This window comes from Kitasatospora sp. cg17-2, assembly GCF_054031055.1.
In genome coordinates this window covers 4,635,088-4,657,864 of sequence record NZ_CM132923.1, presented here as the reverse complement: position 1 = coordinate 4,657,864, position 22,777 = coordinate 4,635,088, and the positions used below count along the sequence as shown (strand labels likewise).

Sequence of the window (22,777 nt, the reverse complement as noted above, 5' to 3'; positions counted from 1 at the left end):
TCCTTAGAGGGTGTAACGGAGATGTTGAATCAGGCCCCAGGAGTCGTGCTCGACACGAGATCGCAGCGGGCGAGACGTGTCCAGCGCTGGGAGAGCAAGGGACTTGAGCCGCTCGAACTTCGAGTTGTAGGTAGTGATTTCTTCCTGGTCGCTCAAGTACGAGGTGCCACCGGGGTGCTCCCACAGCACTGTGTCCAGATCGCGGTGCCGACCATGCATGATCATGAATGGCGTACCCGTGGAGACGAAGTCGGTGCAGCGAAAGGGCAGAATCTGAATGGTGATGTGAGGGAGTTCGCTGAGCTCGACCAGATGGTCCAGCTGATCCCTTATGGCGTCCGCGCCGCCGAATCGAGTGTGCAGAGCAGCCTCATGGATCACCGCATGGAACGGGACAGCCACATCCTCACCCACGACCTGTTGGCGGCTTTGTCGAAACTCCACCTTCTTCTTGTCGCCGCTGAGCATGACCTCGCTGTAGCTGGGGAGCTGAAGCAGTCCAGGGATTACCAGGGTTTCGTAGCTAGACAGCGAGGCAGCGGTCGACTCGGACTCCGCCAGATCGAGGGCGGCGGCGGTGACATGCCCCTTGAAGGCGCTCCACCAGCCCTTCCCATTGCTGAGCCCCATCTGCTGGAGCGCCGCGACATAGGTCTCATCCATGTGACCGTAAGCGCCCAGTAGAACAGTCAAGCGATCAGGATCCAGCCCCGTCCGCCCAGCCTCGATGTGGCTCAGCTGCGGCCCGCCCATGCCGACGAGTGCTCCGGCGTCTTTGACCGCCAGCCCCGCGCCCTCGCGGAGGCGCCTCAGTTCGGCGCCGAATCGCCGCTGCCTCTCACTGATTTGGGTCCTGAGTGCCAAGGGGTGTCCTTCCGTGTCGGAGCAGTCTCCCGCTGCTCGGGTCCGGCATGCCACTCGCGAGAGTGAGGCCTCTCGTTCCCGACGGCTCATCTTCCTGGATCGTGTTGCACGCGTGGAACTTTATGACCTACCGTCAGTGTTGCGTCGGTCACATGGCGAATTGTCAGCAATGCCTTGGGCCAGGGCAGTAGGTGCATGCTGCCCGTCCGGCCCGCCGACGCCTTTCCCTCCCCCTGCCTCGCCCACGGAGGTCTGTCATGCGCGCCCTCAACCCGCCCGACTGCTCCCTCGCCCGTGCCGAACTCCGGGCCGCCCTCCTCTCTGCCGGCTGGCCGCCGGACGTCATCGACGATGCCGAACTCGCCTTTCACGAGCTGTACATCAACGCCTGGCAGCACGCGGGCTGCCAGGCGCCCGCCGTCCTCGTCTGCCTCCGGCCCGCCGTGCTCCGGGTCTCGGTGTGCGACGACTGCCCGGACCTTCCGCCCTCCCCCCGTCCCTCCGACCTCTACGCGACCTCCGGGCGCGGCCTCCACCTCGTGCGCGCCCTCACCCACCGCTTCGGTGTCGACCCCGCCAAGACCGGCAAGGTCGCCTGGTTCGAGCTGGACGCCGCCGCGTGAACACCCCCCTCGAACCGCACGACCCCTACCTCCGCACCTACTCCGAGCCCGAAGTGACCGCCCTCCTCCGCGAACTCCACGAGCGGGGCGCGCCATTCGGCATCCGCTGGGGGTCCGCCGCCGTCAACGGCAACACCATCGACGGCCGCCTTCTCGTCGACTTCGGCGACACCTCCGTCGCCACCGTCCTCAATCTCCTGACCCTCCTCCGCGAAGCGGCCCGGGAATGACCACCTTCCTCATCGGCGCGGCCTTCGCCGCCCTCCTCGCCCTGGCCATCGCCACCGTGATCACCGGCGTCGTCACCGCGCTCAGGATCGGCCCACCCCCGCCACCGATCACCTGCCGCGGGTGCCGACGGCCCCATGCCCCCGAGGGCGACACTCCCCATCGGCCTCGATGAGACGCCCCGGAGCAGGACGTCGACCGGTCCGACTGCCTGCTCCGTCGCATTTGTGCAGATCGCGTGACGCTGTTTCACATCCGTGACGGTTGGCGCACGGATTGGCGAAGGACGGCTGACAGGCTTCTCTCATCGCACAGAGCAGCGAGGGGCCGAACAAGCGGACGACAGTCCGCCGGGGTGGCGGACGAGGCTCTGGTGACGCACCGGACCATCACGTTGTTCCAGGGGGAACCGATCATGAGCAAGGCCCTTTCGTTCCGCAAGTCCTCGTCCCGCGCCGCGAAGTTCGCCGCCGTCGCCGCCCTGTCGCTGGCCCTCGCGGCCACCGTCAGCCCGGCCGCCCAGGCCGCCTCGCTCGGTGCGTCAGGTGCGAAGGGGCTGAAGCACAACGTGCTGACCGTCAGCAACGGGACCCGTTACGTGCAGATCGACGGCAAGACGGTCGACTTCCGCACCGTCGTGCGGGACCTCGCCTGGTCGCCGGACGGCAACAAGGCGGTCTTCGTGGACGGTTCGAGCAACCTCGTCGTCTCCGACGCGGACGGCAGCAACCGGGTCACCGTGGCCAAGAACCCCGGTGGCCAGAACTGGAACCACCCCACCTGGAACTGGGTCCCGGCCGTCCCGGGGACGGACATTCCCGCCAGGAACAGCATCGTCTTCGTCGCCCGGACGAACGGTGTCTCCCGGCTGAAGACGGTTCCCGCCTCGGCCGTCCAGGGCCAGCCGGCCGATCTGAGTGTCTGGGGCGGCGAGGACGACTTCCCGCCGCAGACCGGCAACATCTGGCCGAACGCGAGCAGCAAGACCGGCGCCAGCGTTTTCGCCAACACCGGCAACGGCACTGTCTACATCCGCGACGAGAACCTGCGCTCGCAGACCGACGAGGTGGCCAAGGGCTCCGAGCCCGCGATCTCGCCCGGTGGCGAGGATGTCGTCTTCGTCCGCTCGGTGAAGGGGCACGACCACCTCTTCGTGAAGGCCCGCGGCGCCAAGGCCCCCAAGGACCTCACCCCCAACGCCACCACCGACTACACCGAGCCGACCTTCTCGCCGGACGGCCGGACCATCGCCGCCCGCACCCCGAAGGGCATCGTCACCCTCCCGGTCAGCGGTGCCGCCAAGCCCGTCGTGGTCACCAGCCGCGTCGGCCTGCCGGCCTACCGCGGCTGACATCAGCGAGCACGAGAACCGTTGGACCGTCGGGCCTGGTCAGTGACCGGCCCGGCGGTCCAACTCCGTTTTCAGGTCGGCGAGATGCTCGTCCGCATTGTCGTGCGGCAGGAACTCGACCACGTCGATGAAGCGGAACAGCACCCGGGTCTCGGTGATCCCGTACTCGTAGTCGGCGAAGCCCACCACGGCGCCCGTCGTGCCCCGCACCGCGCCCCGGACGACATGTCCGGTCATCTCGTCGGGCTGCTCGGCCGACTGCCTGCGCCGCGCGTTGGGCCGGGCCAGGTACGGGCAGACCATCGAGGCGTAGAGCATGCACGCGCGGTGGCCGGGGCCCTCCAGGGTCGGGGCCATGTTGCGGTACGGACGCCCGGCCTCCAGTGCCTCGGCGATCGCGGCGCTCTCCGCCTCGCCGACCACCCGCCACACCGGCCCCTCGGGCATCAGCAGGTTGCAGACCGAGCAGAGCCGCTCCCGCGCGCAGTCGGCGCTGCGGCCGTAGTCCGTCAGCGCGAACTGGGGCTGGTCGCCCTCCCACGGCGTGATCGCCGGAACGGGGTAGCCGCGCACATCGCGGGGCCGGGCATCGACGGACGGCGGTATCGGGACAGTGTCAAAGCGCACGCCCCATCAGTATCAGGAACTGCCCTCGTCGCACAGTGCCGGATCCCCCGGCGGAAGCCGGCGAAACGCCTCGGAGCAGGAAGTCGGCCGGACCGACTTCCTGCTCCGAGGCATTCGGGCTTCCGGCTGCTCTGCCGGTGCTCGGCGCGGGAGCTCGGACCCGTCGGCTTCCCTCCGGCGGGGGGAGCCGCCTGTGCGTTCCGGTCGAGTCCTGGTCGCGGCCGAGGCCCGGCGTCCCGGTGTGTAGCTCGTGTGACGCTGTTTCACGTCTGTGACGGTTGGCGCACGGATTAGCGAAGGACGGCTGACAGGCTTCTCTCATCGCACAGAGCAGCGAGGGGCCGAACAAGCGGACGACGATCCGCCGGGATGGCGGACGCGACTCTGGTGACGCACCGGACCATTACGTCGTTCCTGGGGGAATCCAGTCATGAGCAAGGCCCTTTCGTTCCGCAAGTCCTCGTCCCGCGCCGCGAAGTTCGCCGCTGTGGCTGCTCTGTCGCTGGCCCTCGCGGCCACCGTCAGCCCGGCCGCCCAGGCCGCCTCGCTCGGTGCGTCGGGTTCGAAGGGGCTGAAGCACAACGTGCTGACCGTCAGCAACGGGACCCGTTACGTGCAGATCGACGGCAAGACCGTCGACTTCCGCACCGTCGTGCGGGACCTCGCCTGGTCGCCGGACGGCAACAAGGCGGTCTTCGTGGACGGTTCGAGCAACCTCGTCGTCTCCGACGCGGACGGCAGCAACCGGGTCGTCGTGGCCAAGAACCCCGGTGGCCAGAACTGGAACCACCCCACCTGGCAGACGGTCCCGGCCGTCCCGGAGGCGGAGTCGCCCGCCAGGAACAGCATCGTCTTCGTGGCCCGGACCAACGGTGTCTCCCGTCTGCTGACCATTCCCGTCACGGCCGTCCAGGGCGAGCCGCGCGAGGTGCACCCCTCGGCGGGCCCCGGCGAGGCCCCCCTGCCGCAGACGGGCAACATCTGGCCGAACTCGGGCGGTCGGAACGGCGCCACCGTCTACGCCAACACCGGCGACGGCACCGTCTACATCCAGGACAACTACCTGCGCTCGCAGACCGGCGAGGTGGCCAAGGGCTCCCAGCCGGCGGTCTCGCCCGGTGGCGAGGACGTCGTCTTCGTCCGCTCGGTGAAGGGGCACGACCACCTCTTCGTGAAGGCCCGCGGCGCCAAGGCCCCCAAGGACCTCACCCCCAACGCCACCACCGACTACACCCAGCCGACCTTCTCGCCGGACGGCCGGACCATCGCCGCCCGCACCCCGAAGGGCATCGTCACCCTCCCGGTCAGCGGTGCCGCCAAGCCCGTCGTGGTCACCAGCCGGGTCGGCCTGCCGGCCTACCGCGGCTGACATCAGCGAGCACGAGGACTGTTGACCGCCCTCGCCGCACGGCGGCAGGGCCCGGGAAGTCCGGTGAAGCGCCTCGGAGCAGGAAGTCGGATCGACCGACTTCCTGCTCCGAGGCGTTCGGCCGTTCGGCCGTTCGGATGCTCAGGCGCTCAGCGGGTACCGGGTGTCCAGGTCCTGGAAGAGCGCGCCGTTCAGCTGGAAGGCGCGCTTGCACTCCTCGACCACCCGGCGGAGCTCGACCTCGTCCAGCGCCAGCCCGGCGGCGTCCAGCTTGGCCCGGTAGTCGCGCTTGAACGCGGCCGGGTTCTCCACCTGCTCGAAGACGTAGAACCGCACGCCGTCGCCCTTGCGCTCGAAGCCCCAGGTCTTCTCGGCGATGCCGCGGATGATCTGGCCGCCCGAGAGGTCGCCCAGGTAGCGGGTGTAGTGGTGCGCTATCCAGCCGGCCGGCCACTCGCGGGCCAGCTCCTCCAGCCGGGCGACGTACGCGGCGGTGGCCGGCAGCGGGACGAGGCCCTCGCGCCAGTCCGGCCCCCGCAGGTGGGCGAGGTCGCGCTCGATGGCGGCGGTGCGCAGGATCGTGCTGTCCACGAACGGCCCGGCCACCGGGTGCTCCGCGAGCTCCTCGGCCCGCTCCTCCAGGGCGCGGTAGACGAACCAGAGCTGGCCGGTGAGGTCGGCGTACGCCTCGATCCCGAGGTGCCCGCCGAGCAGGCGGCTCATGAACGAGGACTGTTCGGCGGCCTCGTGCTCGGCGCTGCTCGCGGTGCGCAGCACGGTGGAGAACGGGACTACGGGCTGCTCGGGAGTGGGCATGCGGGCCTCCAGTGGTCGAGTACGTCCCCGATTGCTTTGGTTAGCCTAACCTAAGGCTGCGTTATGCCGACAGGGTGTCGGGAACCCATCCTCACCCGGCCCCGGGAACGGCGAAGGCCGGGGCCCGCGGAAGTACTCCGCGAACCCCGGCCTTCGACTGCCTCGCCTACCCCGAAGCGCCCGGGCGGACGGACCGCCGGACGAACGAGACGGGCGGACGGCTCAGTGGCCGCCCTGCTCCGCCAGGCGCTTGATCGACGCGGTGACCTCGGCCTCGGCCTCGGCGCGGCCGACCCAGTTGGCACCCTCGACGGACTTGCCGGGCTCCAGGTCCTTGTAGACCTCGAAGAAGTGCTGGATCTCCAGACGGTCGAACTCCGACACGTGGTGGATGTCCTGCAGGTGCTCCCAGCGCGGGTCCGTCGCCGGGACGCAGAGCAGCTTGTCGTCGCCGCCGGCCTCGTCCGTCATCTTGAACATGCCGATGACGCGGCACTTGATCAGGCAACCGGGGAAGGTCGGCTCGTCCAGGATGACCAGGGCGTCCAGCGGGTCACCGTCGTCCGCCAGGGTGCCCTCGACGTAGCCGTAGTCGGCCGGGTAGCGGGTCGAGGTGAAGAGCATCCGGTCGAGCCGAAGGCGACCGGTCTCGTGGTCGACCTCGTACTTGTTACGAGAGCCCTTAGGGATTTCGATAAGGACGTCGAACTCCAACGGTTCCTCCAAGGTAGGGACTGACAGAATCCAAGTGTCTCCTACGGGAGTGAGTGCTCAGGAAAGGGGCCGGGTCGGTGCGAGCAGGGGCTGTGTCGGGGCGCCGGCGCGGGGGGACGGCCGCGGGGCTGTTCGGGGCGTCGTTGCTGGTCGCCGCGACGGTGCTGGGGGCGGGAGGCGCGTTCGCGCTGCCGTCCGCGCCGCCGTCCGGATCGGCCTCGCCGGGCGGACCGGGGACCGGCGGCACCCGGGGCGACCAGGACGAGAGCAACGGCAGGCGGGGCGGCGACCGGGAGAACAGGGGCGACAAGGGGGACAGGGGCGACCGGGGGGACCACGGCGAGGAGTCGGGCCGGCCCGGGAGCCCGGGCAGCGGCTCCGCCCGCCCGACCACCACCCCGCCGTCCACCGCCGCCTCCGCGTCGACCTCCCCGTCCCCGTCCGCCTCCGCCTCTGCCTCCGCTTCTGCCCCTTCCTCCGCGTCCGCCTCCGGGTCCGCGTCGGCCAAGCCCTCCGCCGTCGCCCGGCCGGCCCCGGCCGGTGCCGTGCTGGCCGCCGCCGAGGCCGGTCCGGGCGCCGGACTGCCCACCGCGCAGGGCCTCCAGCAGGCGCTCGCCACCGTGCTCACCGACCAGAACCTCGGCACCGTCGGCCTCGCTGTCGCGGACGCCGCCGACGGCCAACTCCTCTACGGCAAGGGGGAGAACGCGGCCGCCACCCCCGCCTCCACCACCAAGCTGGCCACCTCGGTCGCGGCCCTCTCGCTGATCCCGGGCGACACCCGGCTTGCCACCCGGGTCGTCAAGAACGCGGCGACGGGCGGGATCACCCTCGTGGGTGGTGGTGACCCGACGCTGACCGCGCTCCCCGCCGACCAGGTGCAGGTCGCGGGCGTCCCCGCCGACCCGGACACCGCCCCCGCCTCGCTGGACGCGCTGGCCCGGCAGACCGCCGCCGCGCTGAAGGCCGCCGGCACCACGACCGTCGCGCTCGACTACGACGTCACGCTCTACACCGGCCCCCTGCTGCACAAGAACCACGACGCCGAGAACATCGCCGCGGTGACGCCGCTGATGGTGGACGAGGGCAAGGTCGACCCGAAGAGCCTCGCCGACGCCCCCGCCCGGGTCACCGACCCGGCCGGCGCGGCCGCCGAGTCCTTCGCCAACCTGCTCAAGGCCCAGGGCGTCACCGTCCAGGGCAAGGCGAAGGCCGCCACCGCCCCGGCCGCCGCCGACGCCCCCGTGCTCGGCCGGGTGGACTCGCCCACCATGGCCCGGCTGGTCGAGCGGATGCTGACCACCTCCGACAACACCCTCGCCGAGGCGATCGCCCGCCAGGCCGCGATCGCGGCCCACCAGCCGGCCGCGTTCGAGGGCGCCGCCACCGCCGTCACCCAGGAACTCACCCGGCTCGGCGTGCCGATGACGGGCGTGGTGCTCAACGACGGCAGCGGTCTGCACCCCGGCAACGCGATCCCGCCGGTGGTCCTGGTCAAGCTGCTCGCCCTGGCCGCCTCGGCGCAGCACCCGACGCTGCGTCCGGTGCTGACGGGCCTGCCGATCGCCGGCTTCACCGGCACCCTCGGCAAGCGCTTCGGCGCCGGCTCCGGGGCGGCCGACGCGGCCGGCCTGGTCCGGGCCAAGACCGGCAGCCTCAGCGGCGTCAACACCCTGGCGGGCACCGTGGTGGACGCCGACGGGCGGCAGCTCGCCTTCGCCCTGATGACCCGGACCGGCGCCCCCGTCGACACCGCCCGCGCCGCGATGGACCGGGTGGTGGCCAGGCTGGCGGCCTGCGGCTGCCGCTGAGCGGTCACGGGTCGGCCACCGGGCCGCCATTGACCGGCCGTTCCGGCTCCCCCAGGCGCACGGGAGCACGTACGGTGAGGGCATGACGAGCGCGAGCGGCGGGGCCGACATGGTCGACTGGAATCTCGCGGTCGCGACCGCGACCAGGCTGGTGCGGCCGGGGCCGGAGGTGAGCCGGGCCGAGGCGGCCGCGGTGGTCGCCGAACTGCGACGGCACGCCCTGGCGGCGGAGGAGCACGTCCGGGAGTTCACCGGCATGCGCTCCAGCAGCCTGGCCGACGCCGCCGCGACCCCGGTGCTGATCGTGGACCGCCCCGGCTGGGTGCGGGCCAATGTGGCGGGCTTCCGCACCATCGTCCAGCCGCTGGTGGAGAAGCTCCAGGCGCGCCGGACGGGCGGTTCGGCCTCCGCCGTGCTCGGCACGGTGGGGGAGAAGGCCACCGGGATCGAGGTCGGCGCGCTGCTGGCGTTCCTCTCCACCAAGGTGCTCGGCCAGTACGAGACCTTCGCCCCGGCGGAGCCCTCGCTGGAGGCGCCGGACAGCCCGGCCGCGCTGTTCGACAAGCCCCGGCTGGGCCCCGAGGGCCCCGGTCCGGGCCGGCTGCTGCTGGTGGCGCCCAACATCGTGCACGTCGAGCGGGAGCTGGACGTCGACCCGGCCGACTTCCGGCTCTGGGTCTGCCTGCACGAGGAGACCCACCGCACCCAGTTCACCGCGGTGCCCTGGCTGCGCGACCACATCCAGTCCGAGGTGCAGTCCTTCCTGGCCGAGACGGACGTCGACCCCGGCGCGCTGGTGGAGCGGCTGCGGGACGCGGCCGGTTCGCTCGGTGCCGGCCTGCCCGGCCTCGGCGGCCGGAGTGGCGACGCCCCGTCGGCCGGCCTGCTGGAGATCGTCCAGTCACCGGCCCAGCGGGAGATCCTCGGCCGGCTGACCGCCGTGATGTCCTTGCTGGAGGGGCACGCGGACGTGGTGATGGACGGTGTGGGCCCGGCCGTGGTGCCGAGCGTCGCCGAGATCCGGGAGAAGTTCCAGCAGCGCCGGGACCGCGGCGCCAACCGGCTGGACCTGGTGCTGCGCCGACTGCTCGGGATGGACGCCAAGCTCCGCCAGTACCAGGACGGCGCGGTCTTCGTCCGGGGTGTGGTCGAGCGGGTCGGCATGGAGGGCTTCAACCGGGTCTGGACCTCGCCGAACACCCTGCCGACCAAGGACGAGATCCACGACCCGGCCGCCTGGGTCGCCCGGGTGGGCCGCTGACGGCCCCGTCCGGGGCGGGCCGGGCAGGTCCGGGGGCGGTCGGCTCCGTTCGCACGCGTGGTCCAGTCGTGCACATGGCGGGTGAAGATACGTTTCTTCATTCACCCGAACGTGGGACGGTGGTCGTACCGGTGGCGCGGGTGGCGTAGCGGGTGCCTCCTTTCTGCCACCATCTGTGAGCGCCCGGTAACAGGGTGCTCATGGATGCGCGGTCCCCGCCGCGCCCACCGCAGTCCTGTCCCCCCTCCGTCGAGGAGTCGTCCGCCGTGGGCCCACACCCCGCTGTAGCCGCGATACGCCTGGCCGTACGCCGCACCCTCGCCGACCTCGCCGCCGAGGCCGGCTCCACCTTCACCGCGCCGGCCCGCGAGCAGCGCGAGCGCGTCCCCGGCGTGCCGGTGGCCGCCGCCGCGCTGCCGGCCGCCGTCGGCACCACGCTGATCGGCAACGCCCACCGCCACCCGTCCGGGCTGCCCCGCACCCCCGCCGCGCCCGGCTCGCCGCTGGTCCTGGTCGCCGTCAGCGGCGGCGCGGACTCCATGGCGCTCGCCATCGCCGCCGCCTTCGAGGCCCCCAAGATCGGTCTGCGGGTCGGCGCCGTCACCGTCGACCACGGCCTCCAGTCGGGCTCCGCCGAGCGGGCCGACCAGGTCGCCGACCGGCTGCGCGAGCTCGGCCTCGACCCGGTCGAGGCGATCGCCGTCCGGGTCGGCCGCGAGGGCGGCCCCGAGGCCGCCGCCCGGGACGCCAGGTACGCGGCCCTGGACGCGGCCGCCGAGCGGCACCGCGCGGTCGCCGTCCTGCTCGGCCACACCCGCGACGACCAGGCCGAGACCGTCCTGCTGGGCCTGGCCCGGGGTTCCGGGGCCCGCTCGCTGGCCGGCATGCCGGCCCAGAAGGGCCGCTACCGCCGCCCGCTGCTGGAGCTCGACCGGGCGGCCACCCGGCAGGCCTGCTCCGCCCAGGCGATCCAGGTCTGGGACGACCCGCACAACTGCGACCCGGCCTACACCCGGGCCCGGGTCCGCCACGAGGTGCTGCCGGTGCTGGAGAAGCACCTCGGTGGCGGCGTGGTCGAGGCCCTCGCCCGCACCGCCCGGCTGTTCCGCGACGACGCCGACGCGCTCGACCAGTGGGCCGCGCTGGCCGAGCGCGACATCCGGACGGGCGAAGGCACCCTGGACGCCGGGAAACTGTCCGAGCTGCCCCCCGCCGTGCGCCGCCGGGTGCTGCGCCGGGCCGCGCTGCGGGCGGGCTGTCCGGCCGGGGACCTCTTCGCCCGGCACCTGGAGACGATCGACCTGCTGGTCACCGGATGGCGGGGTCAGGGACCCCTGCACCTACCCGGGGGCGTCGAAGCCACCCGGCGGTGTGGCACGCTGGTCTTTCGGCGGCAGGGCGACTGACGGGCGGGCATGCCCGGGGGAGCCGGCCGCCGGCCATCCAGACCCCGACACGTTTGAGGACGTATCCCCGGTGGACCAGAACGACATGGGCGCTGACCTCGCGAAGGTGCTCATCAGCAAGGACGAGATCGACGCGAAGCTCCTGGAGCTGGCCGAGCGCATCGACCGGGACTACGCAGGCAAGGACCTGCTGATCGTCGGCGTCCTCAAGGGGGCCGTGATGGTCATGGCGGACCTCGCCCGCGCCCTGCACTCGCAGGTGACCATGGACTGGATGGCGGTCTCCTCCTACGGGATGGGCACCAAGTCCTCCGGCGTCGTCCGGATCCTGAAGGACCTCGACACCGACATCGCCGGCCGCGACGTGCTGATCGTCGAGGACATCATCGACTCCGGTCTGACGCTGTCCTGGCTGCTCGGCAACCTGGGCTCGCGCGGCCCGGCCTCGCTGGAGGTCTGCACCCTGCTGCGCAAGCCGGACGCGGCCAAGGTCGAGATCGACGTCAAGTACGTCGGCTTCGACATCCCCAACGAGTTCGTGGTCGGCTACGGTCTCGACTACGCGGAGAAGCTCCGCAACCTCCCCTTCATCGGCACCCTCGCCCCGCACGTCTACGGCGGCTGAGAACCCGTTCGGACGACGGGCGGGAACAGGATCCTGTTCCCGCCCGTTGGATCGGGGGACCATAGAAGAACGTCGTATCGCCGTGCTCCCGCCACGTGGGGGGCGTCCTGCGGTACGGTCCAATAAAACCGCTCTTCACATGAGCACTGACTGACCGAATGCGCCGGTGGCCCACAGCCCCGCGGCGCCGTTGAGTGGCAGGAGGGACGGGGCGGCAACGCCCCGCATGGATGGACGTTAAGCGATACTTCCGTGCGCCGATCATGTGGATCGTGTTGGCCGTCCTCGCCGTCATCGTGCTGATGCAGGTCGTTTCGGATTCGAACGGCTACAAGACGGTGGACACCGGCCAGGTCGTCGCAGCGATCGACGCGAAGCAGGTCAAGTCGGCGCAGATCACCACGGGTGACTCGAACACGATCAAGATTCAGCTGAAGGACGGCGCGAAGCTGCCTGCCGTTGGCACCGGCAAGCCGCAGTCCGGCAGCAAGTTCCAGGCCTCCTACATCGGGGACCAGGGCGTCGGCATCGCCGACAAGCTGCAGGCCCAGATCAATGACAACGACCAGAGCACGCTGACCGAGGGCTACACCATCAGCCCCGAGAAGCAGAGCACCCTCGTCAGCCTCCTGCTGTCGATGCTGCCGATCGTGATCATCGTGCTGGTCTTCCTCTTCCTGATGAACCAGATGCAGGGCGGCGGCTCGCGCGTCATGCAGTTCGGCAAGTCCAAGGCGAAGCTGCTCACCAAGGACACCCCGAAGACCACCTTCTCCGACGTCGCAGGCGCGGACGAGGCGGTCGAGGAGCTCCACGAGATCAAGGAGTTCCTCCAGGAGCCGGCCAAGTTCCAGGCCGTCGGCGCCAAGATCCCCAAGGGTGTGCTGCTCTACGGCCCGCCCGGGACCGGCAAGACCCTGCTGGCGCGTGCCGTCGCGGGCGAGGCCGGGGTGCCGTTCTACTCGATCTCCGGTTCCGACTTCGTCGAGATGTTCGTCGGTGTCGGCGCCAGCCGGGTCCGCGACCTCTTCGAGCAGGCCAAGGCGAACGCCCCGGCGATCGTCTTCGTCGACGAGATCGACGCCGTCGGCCGGCACCGCGGTGCGGGCCTCGGCGGCGGACACGACGAGCGCGAGCAGACTCTCAACCAGCTGCTGGTCGAGATGGACGGCTTCGACGTCAAGGGCGGCGTCATCCTGATCGCCGCCACCAACCGCCCGGACATCCTCGACCCGGCGCTGCTGCGCCCGGGCCGCTTCGACCGTCAGATCGCGGTCGAGCGCCCCGACCTCCAGGGCCGTCTGGACATCCTCAAGGTGCACCAGAAGGGCAAGCCGATCGCGCCCGACGTCGACCTCTCGGCCGTCGCCAAGCGCACCCCCGGCTTCACCGGTGCCGATCTGTCGAACGTCCTGAACGAGGCGGCGCTGCTGACCGCCCGCTCGGACAAGAAGCTGATCGACAACTACATCCTGGACGAGGCCATCGACCGCGTCGTGGCGGGTCCGCAGAAGCGCACGCGGATCATGTCCGACCGGGAGAAGAAGATCACCGCGTACCACGAGGGCGGTCACGCCCTGGTCGCGGCGGCCTGCCAGTACAGCGACCCGGTGCACAAGATCACGATCCTGTCCCGCGGCCGCGCCCTCGGCTACACCATGGTGCTGCCGGAGGAGGACAAGTACTCCACCACCCGCAACGAGATGCTCGACCAGCTGGCCTACATGCTGGGCGGGCGCGCGGCGGAGGAGCTGGTCTTCCACGACCCGACCACCGGTGCCTCCAACGACATCGAGAAGGCCACCGCCACGGCGCGGGCCATGGTCACCCAGTACGGCATGACCGAGCGCCTCGGTGCCATCAAGTTCGGCAACGACGCCTCGGAGCCGTTCCTGGGCCGTGAGATGGGCCACCAGCGCGACTACTCGGAAGAGGTCGCCGGGCTGGTCGACGAAGAGGTCAAGAAGCTCATCGAGAGCGCGCACAACGAGGCCTGGGAGATCCTGGTCGAGAACCGCGACGTGCTCGACAACCTGGTCCTGGAGCTCCTCGAGAAGGAGACCCTCAACAAGGAGCAGATCGCCGAGATCTTCGCGCCGATCGTCAAGCGCCCGACCCGTCCGGCCTGGACCGGCTCCGCCCGTCGGACGCCGTCCACCCGCCCGCCGGTCCAGTCGCCCAAGGAGCTGGCGCTCACCAACGGCGCCGCCGCCACCGCCGAGGCCGCTCCGGCCGACGTGGTCAAGCTCCCGCAGCTGCCCGTCGAGCCGCCCACCGAGGGCTGACGAACCGCCCGGCACCCGCCGGAATGGATGCCGCGTCACCGGGGTTTGTACCCTGGAGGCGCGGCATCCGTGCTGTTCAACCCATGTTCGCCAACGAGTTAGCGAGGCCCGCATGATCGACCCGGTGACGCTCGACGGTCCGCCCGCCGTCGGCACGTTCGACCAGAAGCGGGCCGAGAACGCGATCCGTGAACTCCTGCTCGCGGTCGGTGAGGACCCGGACCGTGAGGGCCTGCTGGAGACCCCCGCCCGGGTGGCGCGGGCCTACAAGGAGATATTCGCGGGCCTCTGGCAGGAGCCCGAGGACGTCCTGACCACCACCTTCGACCTCGGCCACGACGAGATGGTGCTGGTCAAGGACATCGAGCTGACCTCCGTCTGCGAGCACCACCTGGTGCCGTTCCGGGGTGTCGCGCACGTCGGGTACATCCCGTCCCCCAGCGGCAAGATCACCGGCCTGTCCAAGCTGGCCCGGCTGGTCGACGTCTACGCCCGGCGGCCGCAGGTGCAGGAGCGGCTCACCAGCCAGGTCGCCGACGCGCTGATGCGGATCCTGGAGCCGCGCGGCGCGATCGTGGTCGTGGAGTGCGAGCACATGTGCATGTCGATGCGCGGCATCCGCAAGCCCGGGGCCAAGACCATCACCTCCTGCGTGCGCGGACAGCTGCGCGACCCGGCCACCCGGGCCGAGGCGATGAGCCTCATCATCGGGCGCTGACCGGGTCGCGACGGCCCCGTACGGGCGGCCGGGCGGGGCCGCTCAGAGCGGCTCGGGCCCGGAGTGCGGCGGGGCCGGGGTGCCCAGCGCGTCGCGCCGGGCGGGCATCCGCAGCCGCACCATCCGCCGCCAGCCGTACAGCAGGTCGTAGAGGTACAGCGCGTGCAGGCCGGCCGTGACCACGGCCAGCTGCCAGCGCGGCCAGGCGAGGATCCGGGCCATCCGGGACGTCACCGCCAGCCCGACGTCCCGGTGGGTGCGGATCTCGCCCCGGGCACAGGTCTCCAGGACGTGCCGGATGTACGGCCCGTGGCCCGCCGCGGACAGCCGCAGCAGCTCCTCGTGGCAGTACGCGAGGTGGTTGTCCTCGTCCGCCGAGATCATCCGCATCGCCCGGCCGAGGTCCGGGTTGTCCCCGTACACCTTCACCAGCTGGCGCATCTGCTCGGCCGCGCGCTGCTCGGTCACCCGGCTGTGCGCCAGATAGGTGATGATCTCGCGCTCGGTCAGCGGGACGTCGGTCGTGAGCCGCTCGTGGGCGAGGCCGACGCCCTGCCGCTCCAGCAGCATGCAGTAGTCGGCCTCGGCGGGGACGTCGACCCTGGGCAGGCCGCGCTTGTGCAGCAGCTGGGTGAAGATCCGGCCGTGCTTGCGCTCGTCGGCGCCGTGCCGGGCGATCTTCGGGGCGAGGACCGGGTCACGGGTGAGTTCGGTGATCCGCTCGTTCTCCCAGCCGCCCTGGTCCTCGCCGCCGGCGGCGATGCTGCAGAACAACTGGTAGGCCTCGTCGTTCCGGTAGATCGCCTCGAAGAGCGATCGGGTGCTGAGCATGGGGCCTCCTGCCCGGATCCGGGACCGCACCGGCCGTCGGTCGGCCGGGGCGGTCGCGATACGTCCCCCGCGGCGGCGCGCGCTGCGCCCGACCCGCCGGTAATCACTCAGGTGTCCTAGCGGCGCGCCCTAGGCCCTCTCTTTCGGATCACGCCAGGCGGTCGCCGCCGGAGCACGCACCTCGACGGCTTGTCGTCGGTCGCCGATGCTCCGCATGGACTCCCTCCTCCGCACCGCCGAGGCACGCACTCCAACAACGCCCGCTCGTCCGACGTGATCCGAAAGAGAGGACCTAGCCGAGGTGGTTGCCCACCCACTCCAGGGTGGCCGGCAGCTCGCGGATCCAGCTCTCGAAGTTGTGGCCGCCGTCGTCCAGGTACATCGACTCCACCTGGAACTGCGGGTTGGTGGCGGACAGCTGCTGGGCCTGCTCGACGAACTGCACCGTCTGCGGGTAGTCGGCCTCCTTGCGGGTGGTGACCACCAGCATCGACAGCGGCGGGGCGGGCAGGTTCTGCAGCCGCCAGACGAGGTCGCTCTGCTCGGCCAGCGTCCGGTCCCCGCCGAACAGGCTGCCGCCGGTGAACTGGTCCTCGACCACCTTCACGTCGCCGTGCAGTCCGGCCGTGGCGCCGAACACGTTCGGGAAGCGCATCCCCAGGCGCAGCGCGCAGCTGCCGCCGGTCGAGTAGCCGAAGACGGCCCAGGAGGCGGGGGAGCGGCCGATCCGGTAGGCGGAGTGCAGCGCCTCGGGGACGTCCTTGGTGAACCAGGTCTCGGTGCGGGGCCCGCCGACGACGTCCACGCACTCGGTGTTCCGGGGCGGGGTGAGGGTCGGGCGGGAGAGCACCACGATGGTCGGCTGCATCTTCCCGGTCCGCTGGAGCTCCACCGCCTGCTGGACGACCGGCAGCTCCTTCATCAGGTTGACCGTGATGCCCGGGTAGCCGGCGATCGCCAGCATCACCGGGAACCGGGTCAGGGCGAGCTTGGGGTCGAAGTACTCCGGCGGCAGGTAGACGAACATCTGGTCGGACAGTCCGGTCTCCTTGCCGGTGACCCGGACCGACTCGACCCTGCCGACCTCCTCGGGCGGCCCCTTGGGAAGGTCCCCGACCGTCTCCAGTCCGCCCTCCTCGGTCGGCTGGACCAGCGCGTCGCCGACCGGCGCGCCGCCCTTGCGGTTCTCGTTGCTGGTGAGCGCGAGCTTGGTGCCTCCCGAGCCGAGCAGGTCGTCCCAGGAGGTGTAGAACCCGAAAGAGTTGTTCACGCTGAGCGCCAGCACCGACACCAGCACGATCTGAGTCACCGTCAACAGGCCGACCCGGCCGAGCACCGGGAGTGGACGCTGCCTGGCCAGCCTCGGCCACAGCCACAGCGTGATCACGAGCGCGGACGAACCCAGGGCAAGCAGCGAGTTCATCAGCGCGTCGCTGGTCAGTTCCATGCTGTCGGCCTTCCGGTGGGACACTGACAGTGCAGGTTTCATCGTCTGGCGGTGCGTCAGCCCGGGCCACCGCGGCTAGGCTGTCCGGACGCCGGGACGGGTCGGGATCCCGGTGGCGCTCGCGCGCAACCGACGCCCTAAAATGCGGCGTCCACCGTACGTAGCACGTACGCGGGGGCTCGTCGCGCCACGCGGCGAGGGGCCCCCGGGACCCACCCCTCGGCTCAATTAGCAGCGCCCCCGGGGCGCCGGTTTACCCTTCGTTGCCGGTTCCTTGGTGTGCGTCTTGCCAGATGAAGGAAAACGCATGAAGGTCCATCACGGCTCCCACCCCGGAGTGACCGGACACCCCGCGACAGCCTCTACGCTGAACCCCCATGAGCGTTCCCGTGTCCGTTGAGCCGAGCCCCGAGCAGCCGCAGCGCCGTCGCGGCCTGCAGACGCTTCGTACCCAAGCGGCCGCCGTTCCGAGGGCCTGGCTCCCGGGTGCGGTCGGCTACGCCTGTCTGCTGATCGGACTGGTCGACATCGCCAGCGCGGTGTTCCCCAAGCTCCGGCACACCAAGGTGCACACCTTCGCCGGGCAGCTGCCGGGCGGCACCACGACGCTGGCCGCGGCCGGCACCCTGATGATCGGCCTGCTCCTGGTGCTGCTCGCGCACGCGCTGCGCCGGCGCAAGCGGCGCGCCTGGCGGGTGGTGTGCGTGCTGCTGCCGGTGGGCGCCGCGCTGCACCTGCTGCGCTGGCACCAGCTCGGCCCGGCGGTCATCTCGATGGTGCTGTTCGTGGTCATGCTGGTCCACCGGCGCGAGTTCTACGCCAAGGCCGACCCGCGCACCCGCTGGCGCGCGGTGGTCAACCTGGTCGTCCTGGGCGCCGTGAGCGTGCTGATCGGTCTGCTGATCGTCAGCACCCGGACCAAGTACGAGCTGGGGCACCCGGGCCTGGACCAGCGGCTGGAGCACGTCCTGTACGGGCTGTTCGGCTTCGAGGGACCGGTGCACTACAACTCGGACCGGATGGAGGACCTGGTCGGGTACCTGCTCGGCGCGATGGGTCTGATCACCGCCTTCACCACCACCTATCTCGCGCTGCGGCCGGAGAAGCCGAAGCCGGAGCTGACCGCCGAGGACGAGGTGCGGGTCCGGGCGCTGCTGGACCGGCACGGCGAGCGGGACTCGCTCGGCTACTTCGCGCTGCGCCGGGACAAGAGCGTGCTGTTCTCGCCCACCGGCAAGGCGGCGATCTCCTACCGGGTGGTGTCCGGCGTGATGCTGGCCTCCGGCGACCCGGTCGGCGACGTCGAGGCCTGGCCGGGCGCGATCAAGGTGTTCATGGCCGAGGCCCGCGAGCACGCCTGGGTGCCGGCCGTGATGGGCTGCAGCGAGGTCGGCGGCGAGGTCTGGACCCGGGAGGCGGGGCTGGACGCGCTGGAGCTGGGTGACGAGGCGATCGTCGACACCGCGTCCTTCTCGCTCGCCGGCCGGGCCATGCGCAACGTCCGCCAGATGGTCAAGCGGATCGAGCGCAACGGCTACTCCTGCCAGGTCCGCCGGGTCTCCGAGCTCGGCTGGGAGGAGCGGCAGCGGATCGCCGACGCGGCGGCCCGCTGGCGCGGCACCGACACCGAGCGCGGCTTCTCGATGGCCCTCGGCCGGTTCGGCGAGCCGGGCGACGACGCCTGCGTGGTGGTCACCGCCCACAAGGCGCCGGAGGAGGGCGAGAGCGGCGACGACCTCAAGGCGGTGCTGCACTTCGTGCCCTGGGGCGAGGACGGCATCTCGCTGGAGCTGATGCGCCGTGACCGGGCGGCCGACCCGGGCCTGAACGAGCTGCTGATCGTGGCCGCGCTGCAGGCCGTCCCGGCGATGGGGGTGCGCCGGGTGTCGCTGAACTTCGCGATGTTCCGCTCGGCGCTCGCGCGCGGCGAGCGGATCGGCGCGGGACCGGTGCTGCGCGCCTGGCGCGGGCTGCTGGTGTTCCTGTCGCGCTGGTTCCAGATCGAGTCGCTGTACAAGTTCAATGCGAAGTTCCAGCCGGAGTGGGAGCCGCGCTTCCTGGTCTTCCCGAACACCAGGGACCTGCCCAGGATCGGCTTCGCGGCGATGCAGGCGGAGGCCTTCATCACCCTCGGCATGCCGAGCTTCGGCCGCAAGCCGCGGCGCCAGGGGCTGCAGCCGGCGGGGGCCAGGCCGGAGGTCACCGAGGCCGCCTGAGCCGGGCGCACGGCCCGCCGGCCCCCGTCGAGGACGCTCCTCGGCGGGGGCCGGCCCGTTGTCCGGGACAGCGGCGGCCGGGGCCCGGGACGGGTGCGGTCCGGGCCCCGGGGGAGGGTGCGGGCCGGGTCCGGCGGAGGGCGCGGGCCGGGGGAGGGGCGGGTGCCGGGTGGCCCGGACCGGGCCACCGGATAATGGGGGCATGAGCAATTCGGTGCCCTACTCGCTGCCCTCCGGACTGCCGCGGCTGGACCGCTGCGCGGTCATGGGCGTGGTCAACGTGACCCCGGACTCCTTCTCGGACGGCGGCCTGTGGCACGACCCCGCCAAGGCGATCGCCCACGGCCTCGCGCTGCGCGCCCGGGGCGCCGACCTGGTCGACGTGGGCGGCGAGTCCACCCGGCCGGGGTCGCAGCGGGTGCCGGAGGAGGAGGAACTGCGCCGGGTCGTCCCGGTGGTGCGGGAACTGGCCGCCGCCGGGGTCGCGGTCTCCGTCGACACCATGCGGGCCTCGGTCGCCGAGCGGGCGGTGGAGGCCGGCGCGCTGCTCGTCAACGACGTCTCCGGGGGGCTGGCCGACCCCGCGATGGCCCGGGTGGTGGCCGCGACCGGAGTGCCCTTCGTGGTGATGCACTGGCGCGGGCAGTCCGCCGACATGGACCGGCTGGCCGTCTACGGCGACGTGGTCGCCGACGTGGTCGGCGAACTCACCGCCCGGGTGGACGCGCTGGTCGCCGACGGGGTCGACGAGCGGCAGCTGATCCTCGACCCGGGGCTCGGCTTCGCGAAGACCGCCGAGCACAACTGGGCGCTGCTCGGCCGGCTCGACGCCCTCACCGCGCTCCGCCGTCCCGTCCTGGTCGCCGCATCGCGCAAGCGGTTCCTGGGTACGCTGCTGGCCGACCCGGAAACCGGGGAGCTGCGCCCGGCCCGGGAGCGCGACGACGCCACTGCCGCGGTGTCGGTGCTGTCGGCGGGGGCCGGGGCCTGGGCGGTGCGGGTGCACGACGTGTCCGGGACGGCGGATGCCGTCCGCGTGGTCGCGGCCTGGCAGCGCGCGGCCCGGCAGGAGTGAGCGCTTGGCGAAGACGGGAGGGTCATGGCAGGTGACGGCAGGTTGAGCGGGGAGACAGCGGGCCGACGGTCCATCGAGGCGGACCGCGAGGCGGCCCTGGAGGCCAACCGCGCGCTCTACGAGGCGCTGGAGAACGGCGACCAGGAGGCGGTGGAGGACGCCTGGCTCGGCGCGGGCGAGGCGGACGACAAGGGGGGCGTCGTCTGCGTCCACCCGGGGTGGCCGGTGCTGCGCGGGCGGGCCCAGGTGACCCGCTCCTACATGCTGATCATGGCGAACACCGAGTACATCCAGTTCATCCTCACCGACGAGGAGGCGGAGGTGCAGGGCGATGTGGCCCTTGTCACGTGCACCGAGAACATCCTTTCCGGCGGCGAGGCGGAGGAGGAGGGCGAGCTCGGTCCGCTGGTCGGCGGAAAGGTCGTGTCGACCAATCTCTTCCGGCGCACTCCGGCCGGGTGGAAACTGTGGTCGCACCACGGTTCACCCGTTCTGACCAGCGCCGACGAGGACGACGAGGACTGATTCCGGGATCCGCCCGGAAATCCGGGGAAAACGGCCCCGGCCGGTGGCCGGGGAATTCCCGGCAGGTCACCGAACGTTCACGTCAATCGCCGATACGGCGTGCGTGACGACGGTTCGTGCCGGGTAGGACGGTCGGGTGTTGTCGGCGCGCGCGGGTAGATTCAAAAAGGTCAGCGGCGGGCGCGACGCCCGTCTCCGCCCTGCCCGCCGTTCTCGTCCGGGTGGGGCCCGTCCGACTTGGAGCAGTGATTCGTTTGCTGGACCGCGTCACTCTGCGGGGCCTGCGTGCCCGCGGCCACCACGGTGTTTTCGAACGTGAGCGGGCCGAGGGCCAGACCTTCTCGGTCGACCTGGTGCTGTTCCTGGACACCCGTCCCGCCGCCGCCGGCGACGACCTGACCCGCACGGCGCACTACGGCATCGTGGCCGAGGAGGTCACCGCGATCATCGCCGGCGAGCCGGTCGAGCTGATCGAGACCCTGGCCCAGCGGATCGCGGACCAGTGCCTGAAGCACGAGCCGGTGCAGGAGGTCGAGGTGACCGTGCACAAGCCGGACGCGCCGATCACCGTGCCGTTCGACGACGTGACCGTGACCATCCACCGGGCCCGCGGGTGATCTGTACCGCGTGTCCGGTGTCCGCCGCAGCGCGGCCCGTCTCAGCCCTAGGGGAAGTGCGATGACCACCAGTGACCCGACCGCCGCGCCGAGCACCTTCGACCTGGAGCAGCGGGTCGACTCGGCCGACACCACCCTGCACAGCCAGCGCTGCGCCGTGATCGCCCTCGGCTCCAACCTCGGCAACCGCCTGGACACCCTCCAGGGGGCCGTGGACGCCCTCGCGGACACGCCCGGGCTGAAGATCAAGGCCGTCTCCGCCGTGTACGAGACGGACGCCGTGGGGGGCCCCTCGGAGCAGCCCGCGTACTACAACGCGGTGGTCGTGCTCCGCACCACGCTGCCGCCCCGCGACCTGCTGGAGCGCGGCAACGCGATCGAGGACGCCTTCGGCCGGGTCCGCACCGTCCACTGGGGCCCGCGCACCCTGGACGTCGACATCCTGGCCTACGAGGGCGTCCTCAGCGAGGACCCGGAGCTGCTGCTGCCGCACCCGCGCTCGCACGAGCGCGCCTTCGTGCTGGCACCGTGGCTGGACGCCCAGCCGGAGGCCGAGGTGCCCGGGCACGGGCCGGTCGGCGAGCTGCTGGCGGCCCTCGGTGGTCCGGACGCCCAGGGTGTCCGGCGCCGTGAGGACATCCGGCTGACCCTGCCGGAGTAGGTCCGCGCCTTCCCGGCCGGGCGGGCCGGGGAACTCACGCGGGGCCGTCGGGCGTACCCATGGTGTCGGCCCCGGTCCGGGGACCCCTCCGGGCCGGGCCCGGTACGGTGGCCTGACGCCGCCGCACCGGAGCCCCGGGGCGGGCGGCTCCGTCGTCCGTCGCCCCTCGCCCGTCGCCCGGGAAAGGACCCCGTCCGAGTGAAGCTGCTCCGCCTCCGTCTGCTGGTCGGCATCACCGTCGTCACGGCGGTGCTGTCCTGGGCCGGTGCCAAGCTCTGGGCCTCCCTGGACACGCTGCCCGCGGTGCCGGGCGCGGCGCCGGTGGTGCTGGCCGCGGTGGCGGTGATCCTGCTGGCGACCGCGCTCTCGCTGCGCTCGCGGCTGAAGGCGGCGCGCGAGCGGCAGCCCGGCGCGAAGCGGGTGGACCCGCTGGGCGCGGCCCGCGCGGTGGTGCTCGCCCAGGCCAGCGCGCTGGTCTCGGCGGTGGTCACCGGGATCTACGCGGGCGCCGGGATCCAGCTGCTGGGCGAACTCGACGTGCCGGCCCGCAAGGACCAGGCGATCACCGCCGGGCTCGCGGTGCTGGCGGGCGTGGCCGTGATCGCGGCGGCGCTCTGGCTGCAGCACATCTGCCGGCTGCCGGAGAACCACGACGACCCGGGCGGGCACGGGCCCGCGGCCACCCACCACTGACCGACCCCGTTCCG

Annotated in this window: 23 protein-coding genes; 17 read left to right on the top strand and 6 right to left on the bottom strand. The window is 71.7% G+C overall.

What is annotated here, in order from left to right; genetic code table 11:
• Positions 1-3 precede the first annotated feature (3 nt).
• Positions 4-864: a helix-turn-helix domain-containing protein gene (locus ACW14Y_RS19595; protein WP_380309299.1), complete on the bottom strand. Its 861-nt coding sequence runs from the start codon at positions 862-864 to the stop codon at positions 4-6.
• Positions 865-1,121: 257 nt separating this feature from the next.
• Between ACW14Y_RS19595 and ACW14Y_RS19590 the strand changes: the two genes are divergently transcribed.
• The 4 genes from ACW14Y_RS19590 to ACW14Y_RS19575 all read left to right on the top strand — a co-directional run bounded on the left by ACW14Y_RS19590 (position 1,122) and on the right by ACW14Y_RS19575 (position 3,066).
• A complete protein-coding gene (locus ACW14Y_RS19590; protein WP_380389599.1) occupies positions 1,122-1,487 on the top strand; it encodes an ATP-binding protein in 366 nt (121 codons plus the stop codon).
• A complete protein-coding gene (locus ACW14Y_RS19585) occupies positions 1,484-1,717 on the top strand; it encodes a hypothetical protein (RefSeq protein WP_380309295.1) in 234 nt (77 codons plus the stop codon). The genes ACW14Y_RS19590 and ACW14Y_RS19585 overlap by 4 nt, the downstream gene beginning before the upstream one ends.
• A complete protein-coding gene (locus ACW14Y_RS19580; protein ID WP_456987868.1) occupies positions 1,714-1,890 on the top strand; it encodes a hypothetical protein in 177 nt (58 codons plus the stop codon). The genes ACW14Y_RS19585 and ACW14Y_RS19580 overlap by 4 nt, the downstream gene beginning before the upstream one ends.
• A 240-nt stretch (positions 1,891-2,130) precedes the next feature.
• Complete coding sequence (locus ACW14Y_RS19575; protein ID WP_456987866.1) at positions 2,131-3,066, top strand: hypothetical protein; 936 nt, start codon at positions 2,131-2,133, stop codon at positions 3,064-3,066.
• A 39-nt stretch (positions 3,067-3,105) separates the two neighbouring features.
• Here ACW14Y_RS19575 and ACW14Y_RS19570 read toward each other — a convergent pair whose 3' ends face one another.
• A complete protein-coding gene (locus ACW14Y_RS19570; protein ID WP_380389605.1) occupies positions 3,106-3,693 on the bottom strand; it encodes a hypothetical protein in 588 nt (195 codons plus the stop codon).
• Between the two features lie 430 nt (positions 3,694-4,123).
• On the opposite strand from ACW14Y_RS19570, the gene ACW14Y_RS19565 reads away from it, so the two are divergent.
• Positions 4,124-5,062, top strand: a complete 939-nt coding sequence (locus ACW14Y_RS19565; protein ID WP_402725176.1) for a TolB family protein — start codon at positions 4,124-4,126, stop codon at positions 5,060-5,062.
• A gap of 141 nt (positions 5,063-5,203) precedes the next feature.
• Here ACW14Y_RS19565 and ACW14Y_RS19560 read toward each other — a convergent pair whose 3' ends face one another.
• Together ACW14Y_RS19560 and ACW14Y_RS19555 are read right to left on the bottom strand one after the other, a co-directional pair.
• On the bottom strand, positions 5,204-5,878 hold the full coding sequence (locus ACW14Y_RS19560; protein ID WP_266311793.1) for a biliverdin-producing heme oxygenase: 675 nt from the start codon (positions 5,876-5,878) through the stop codon (positions 5,204-5,206).
• Positions 5,879-6,100: 222 nt separating this feature from the next.
• Positions 6,101-6,592, bottom strand: coding sequence for an inorganic diphosphatase (locus ACW14Y_RS19555; protein ID WP_030397564.1), 492 nt, complete (start codon positions 6,590-6,592; stop codon positions 6,101-6,103).
• Positions 6,593-6,669: 77 nt separating this feature from the next.
• Between ACW14Y_RS19555 and dacB the strand changes: the two genes are divergently transcribed.
• The 6 genes from dacB (at position 6,670) to folE (ending at position 14,698) form a co-directional block, all read left to right on the top strand.
• On the top strand, positions 6,670-8,403 hold the full coding sequence (gene dacB / locus ACW14Y_RS19550; protein WP_456987863.1) for a D-alanyl-D-alanine carboxypeptidase/D-alanyl-D-alanine endopeptidase: 1,734 nt from the start codon (positions 6,670-6,672) through the stop codon (positions 8,401-8,403).
• Between the two features lie 82 nt (positions 8,404-8,485).
• Positions 8,486-9,664 carry a zinc-dependent metalloprotease gene (locus ACW14Y_RS19545; RefSeq protein ID WP_456987861.1) on the top strand — a complete coding sequence of 393 codons (1,179 nt, stop codon included), beginning with the start codon at positions 8,486-8,488 and terminating at the stop codon, positions 9,662-9,664.
• A 266-nt stretch (positions 9,665-9,930) separates the two neighbouring features.
• Positions 9,931-11,070 (top strand): tRNA lysidine(34) synthetase TilS, encoded by a 1,140-nt coding sequence (tilS, locus tag ACW14Y_RS19540; RefSeq protein WP_456987859.1) that lies wholly within the window; start codon positions 9,931-9,933, stop codon positions 11,068-11,070.
• 70 nt (positions 11,071-11,140) lie between these two features.
• Positions 11,141-11,695: a hypoxanthine phosphoribosyltransferase gene (gene hpt, locus ACW14Y_RS19535; protein WP_030059589.1), complete on the top strand. Its 555-nt coding sequence runs from the start codon at positions 11,141-11,143 to the stop codon at positions 11,693-11,695.
• A 230-nt stretch (positions 11,696-11,925) separates the two neighbouring features.
• Positions 11,926-13,980 carry an ATP-dependent zinc metalloprotease FtsH gene (ftsH, locus tag ACW14Y_RS19530; protein ID WP_380310766.1) on the top strand — a complete coding sequence of 685 codons (2,055 nt, stop codon included), beginning with the start codon at positions 11,926-11,928 and terminating at the stop codon, positions 13,978-13,980.
• A gap of 112 nt (positions 13,981-14,092) precedes the next feature.
• The gene (gene folE, locus ACW14Y_RS19525; RefSeq protein WP_093861483.1) at positions 14,093-14,698 is read left to right on the top strand and encodes a GTP cyclohydrolase I FolE; all 606 of its coding nucleotides are present in this window, start codon (positions 14,093-14,095) and stop codon (positions 14,696-14,698) included.
• 42 nt (positions 14,699-14,740) lie between these two features.
• Here folE and ACW14Y_RS19520 read toward each other — a convergent pair whose 3' ends face one another.
• Together ACW14Y_RS19520 and ACW14Y_RS19515 are read right to left on the bottom strand one after the other, a co-directional pair.
• A complete protein-coding gene (locus ACW14Y_RS19520) occupies positions 14,741-15,529 on the bottom strand; it encodes a ferritin-like domain-containing protein (RefSeq protein ID WP_380310768.1) in 789 nt (262 codons plus the stop codon).
• Positions 15,530-15,821: 292 nt separating this feature from the next.
• Positions 15,822-16,976 carry an alpha/beta hydrolase gene (locus ACW14Y_RS19515; RefSeq protein WP_380310769.1) on the bottom strand — a complete coding sequence of 385 codons (1,155 nt, stop codon included), beginning with the start codon at positions 16,974-16,976 and terminating at the stop codon, positions 15,822-15,824.
• A 377-nt stretch (positions 16,977-17,353) separates the two neighbouring features.
• On the opposite strand from ACW14Y_RS19515, the gene ACW14Y_RS19510 reads away from it, so the two are divergent.
• The 6 genes from ACW14Y_RS19510 to ACW14Y_RS19485 all read left to right on the top strand — a co-directional run bounded on the left by ACW14Y_RS19510 (position 17,354) and on the right by ACW14Y_RS19485 (position 22,763).
• On the top strand, positions 17,354-19,192 hold the full coding sequence (locus ACW14Y_RS19510; RefSeq protein WP_380310771.1) for a phosphatidylglycerol lysyltransferase domain-containing protein: 1,839 nt from the start codon (positions 17,354-17,356) through the stop codon (positions 19,190-19,192).
• A gap of 202 nt (positions 19,193-19,394) precedes the next feature.
• Positions 19,395-20,267 carry a dihydropteroate synthase gene (folP, locus tag ACW14Y_RS19505; RefSeq protein ID WP_380311474.1) on the top strand — a complete coding sequence of 291 codons (873 nt, stop codon included), beginning with the start codon at positions 19,395-19,397 and terminating at the stop codon, positions 20,265-20,267.
• A gap of 42 nt (positions 20,268-20,309) precedes the next feature.
• Positions 20,310-20,792 (top strand): nuclear transport factor 2 family protein, encoded by a 483-nt coding sequence (locus tag ACW14Y_RS19500; protein WP_231977725.1) that lies wholly within the window; start codon positions 20,310-20,312, stop codon positions 20,790-20,792.
• Positions 20,793-21,049: 257 nt separating this feature from the next.
• Positions 21,050-21,409, top strand: coding sequence for a dihydroneopterin aldolase (folB, locus tag ACW14Y_RS19495; RefSeq protein WP_266271750.1), 360 nt, complete (start codon positions 21,050-21,052; stop codon positions 21,407-21,409).
• Between the two features lie 61 nt (positions 21,410-21,470).
• Positions 21,471-22,070 (top strand): 2-amino-4-hydroxy-6-hydroxymethyldihydropteridine diphosphokinase, encoded by a 600-nt coding sequence (folK, locus tag ACW14Y_RS19490; protein ID WP_380311476.1) that lies wholly within the window; start codon positions 21,471-21,473, stop codon positions 22,068-22,070.
• Positions 22,071-22,268: 198 nt separating this feature from the next.
• Positions 22,269-22,763, top strand: a complete 495-nt coding sequence (locus tag ACW14Y_RS19485) for a DUF3180 domain-containing protein (protein WP_380311478.1) — start codon at positions 22,269-22,271, stop codon at positions 22,761-22,763.
• Positions 22,764-22,777: the final 14 nt, after the last annotated feature.

What these genes read in the sequence shown, in the direction of transcription:
- ACW14Y_RS19515 (WP_380310769.1), bottom strand. Translation starts at nt 16,976, where the DNA reads ATGGAACTGACCAGCGACGCGCTGATGAACTCGCTGCTTGCCCTGGGT.
- ACW14Y_RS19560 (WP_266311793.1), bottom strand. Translation starts at nt 5,878, where the DNA reads ATGCCCACTCCCGAGCAGCCCGTAGTCCCGTTCTCCACCGTGCTGCGC.
- ACW14Y_RS19575 (WP_456987866.1), top strand. Translation starts at nt 2,131, where the DNA reads ATGAGCAAGGCCCTTTCGTTCCGCAAGTCCTCGTCCCGCGCCGCGAAG.
- folK (WP_380311476.1), top strand. Translation starts at nt 21,471, where the DNA reads ATGACCACCAGTGACCCGACCGCCGCGCCGAGCACCTTCGACCTGGAG.
- ftsH (WP_380310766.1), top strand. Translation starts at nt 11,926, where the DNA reads ATGGACGTTAAGCGATACTTCCGTGCGCCGATCATGTGGATCGTGTTG.
- ACW14Y_RS19545 (WP_456987861.1), top strand. Translation starts at nt 8,486, where the DNA reads ATGACGAGCGCGAGCGGCGGGGCCGACATGGTCGACTGGAATCTCGCG.
- ACW14Y_RS19510 (WP_380310771.1), top strand. Translation starts at nt 17,354, where the DNA reads ATGAGCGTTCCCGTGTCCGTTGAGCCGAGCCCCGAGCAGCCGCAGCGC.
- ACW14Y_RS19590 (WP_380389599.1), top strand. Translation starts at nt 1,122, where the DNA reads ATGCGCGCCCTCAACCCGCCCGACTGCTCCCTCGCCCGTGCCGAACTC.
- ACW14Y_RS19565 (WP_402725176.1), top strand. Translation starts at nt 4,124, where the DNA reads ATGAGCAAGGCCCTTTCGTTCCGCAAGTCCTCGTCCCGCGCCGCGAAG.
- ACW14Y_RS19580 (WP_456987868.1), top strand. Translation starts at nt 1,714, where the DNA reads ATGACCACCTTCCTCATCGGCGCGGCCTTCGCCGCCCTCCTCGCCCTG.
- folE (WP_093861483.1), top strand. Translation starts at nt 14,093, where the DNA reads ATGATCGACCCGGTGACGCTCGACGGTCCGCCCGCCGTCGGCACGTTC.
- folP (WP_380311474.1), top strand. Translation starts at nt 19,395, where the DNA reads ATGAGCAATTCGGTGCCCTACTCGCTGCCCTCCGGACTGCCGCGGCTG.
- ACW14Y_RS19520 (WP_380310768.1), bottom strand. Translation starts at nt 15,529, where the DNA reads ATGCTCAGCACCCGATCGCTCTTCGAGGCGATCTACCGGAACGACGAG.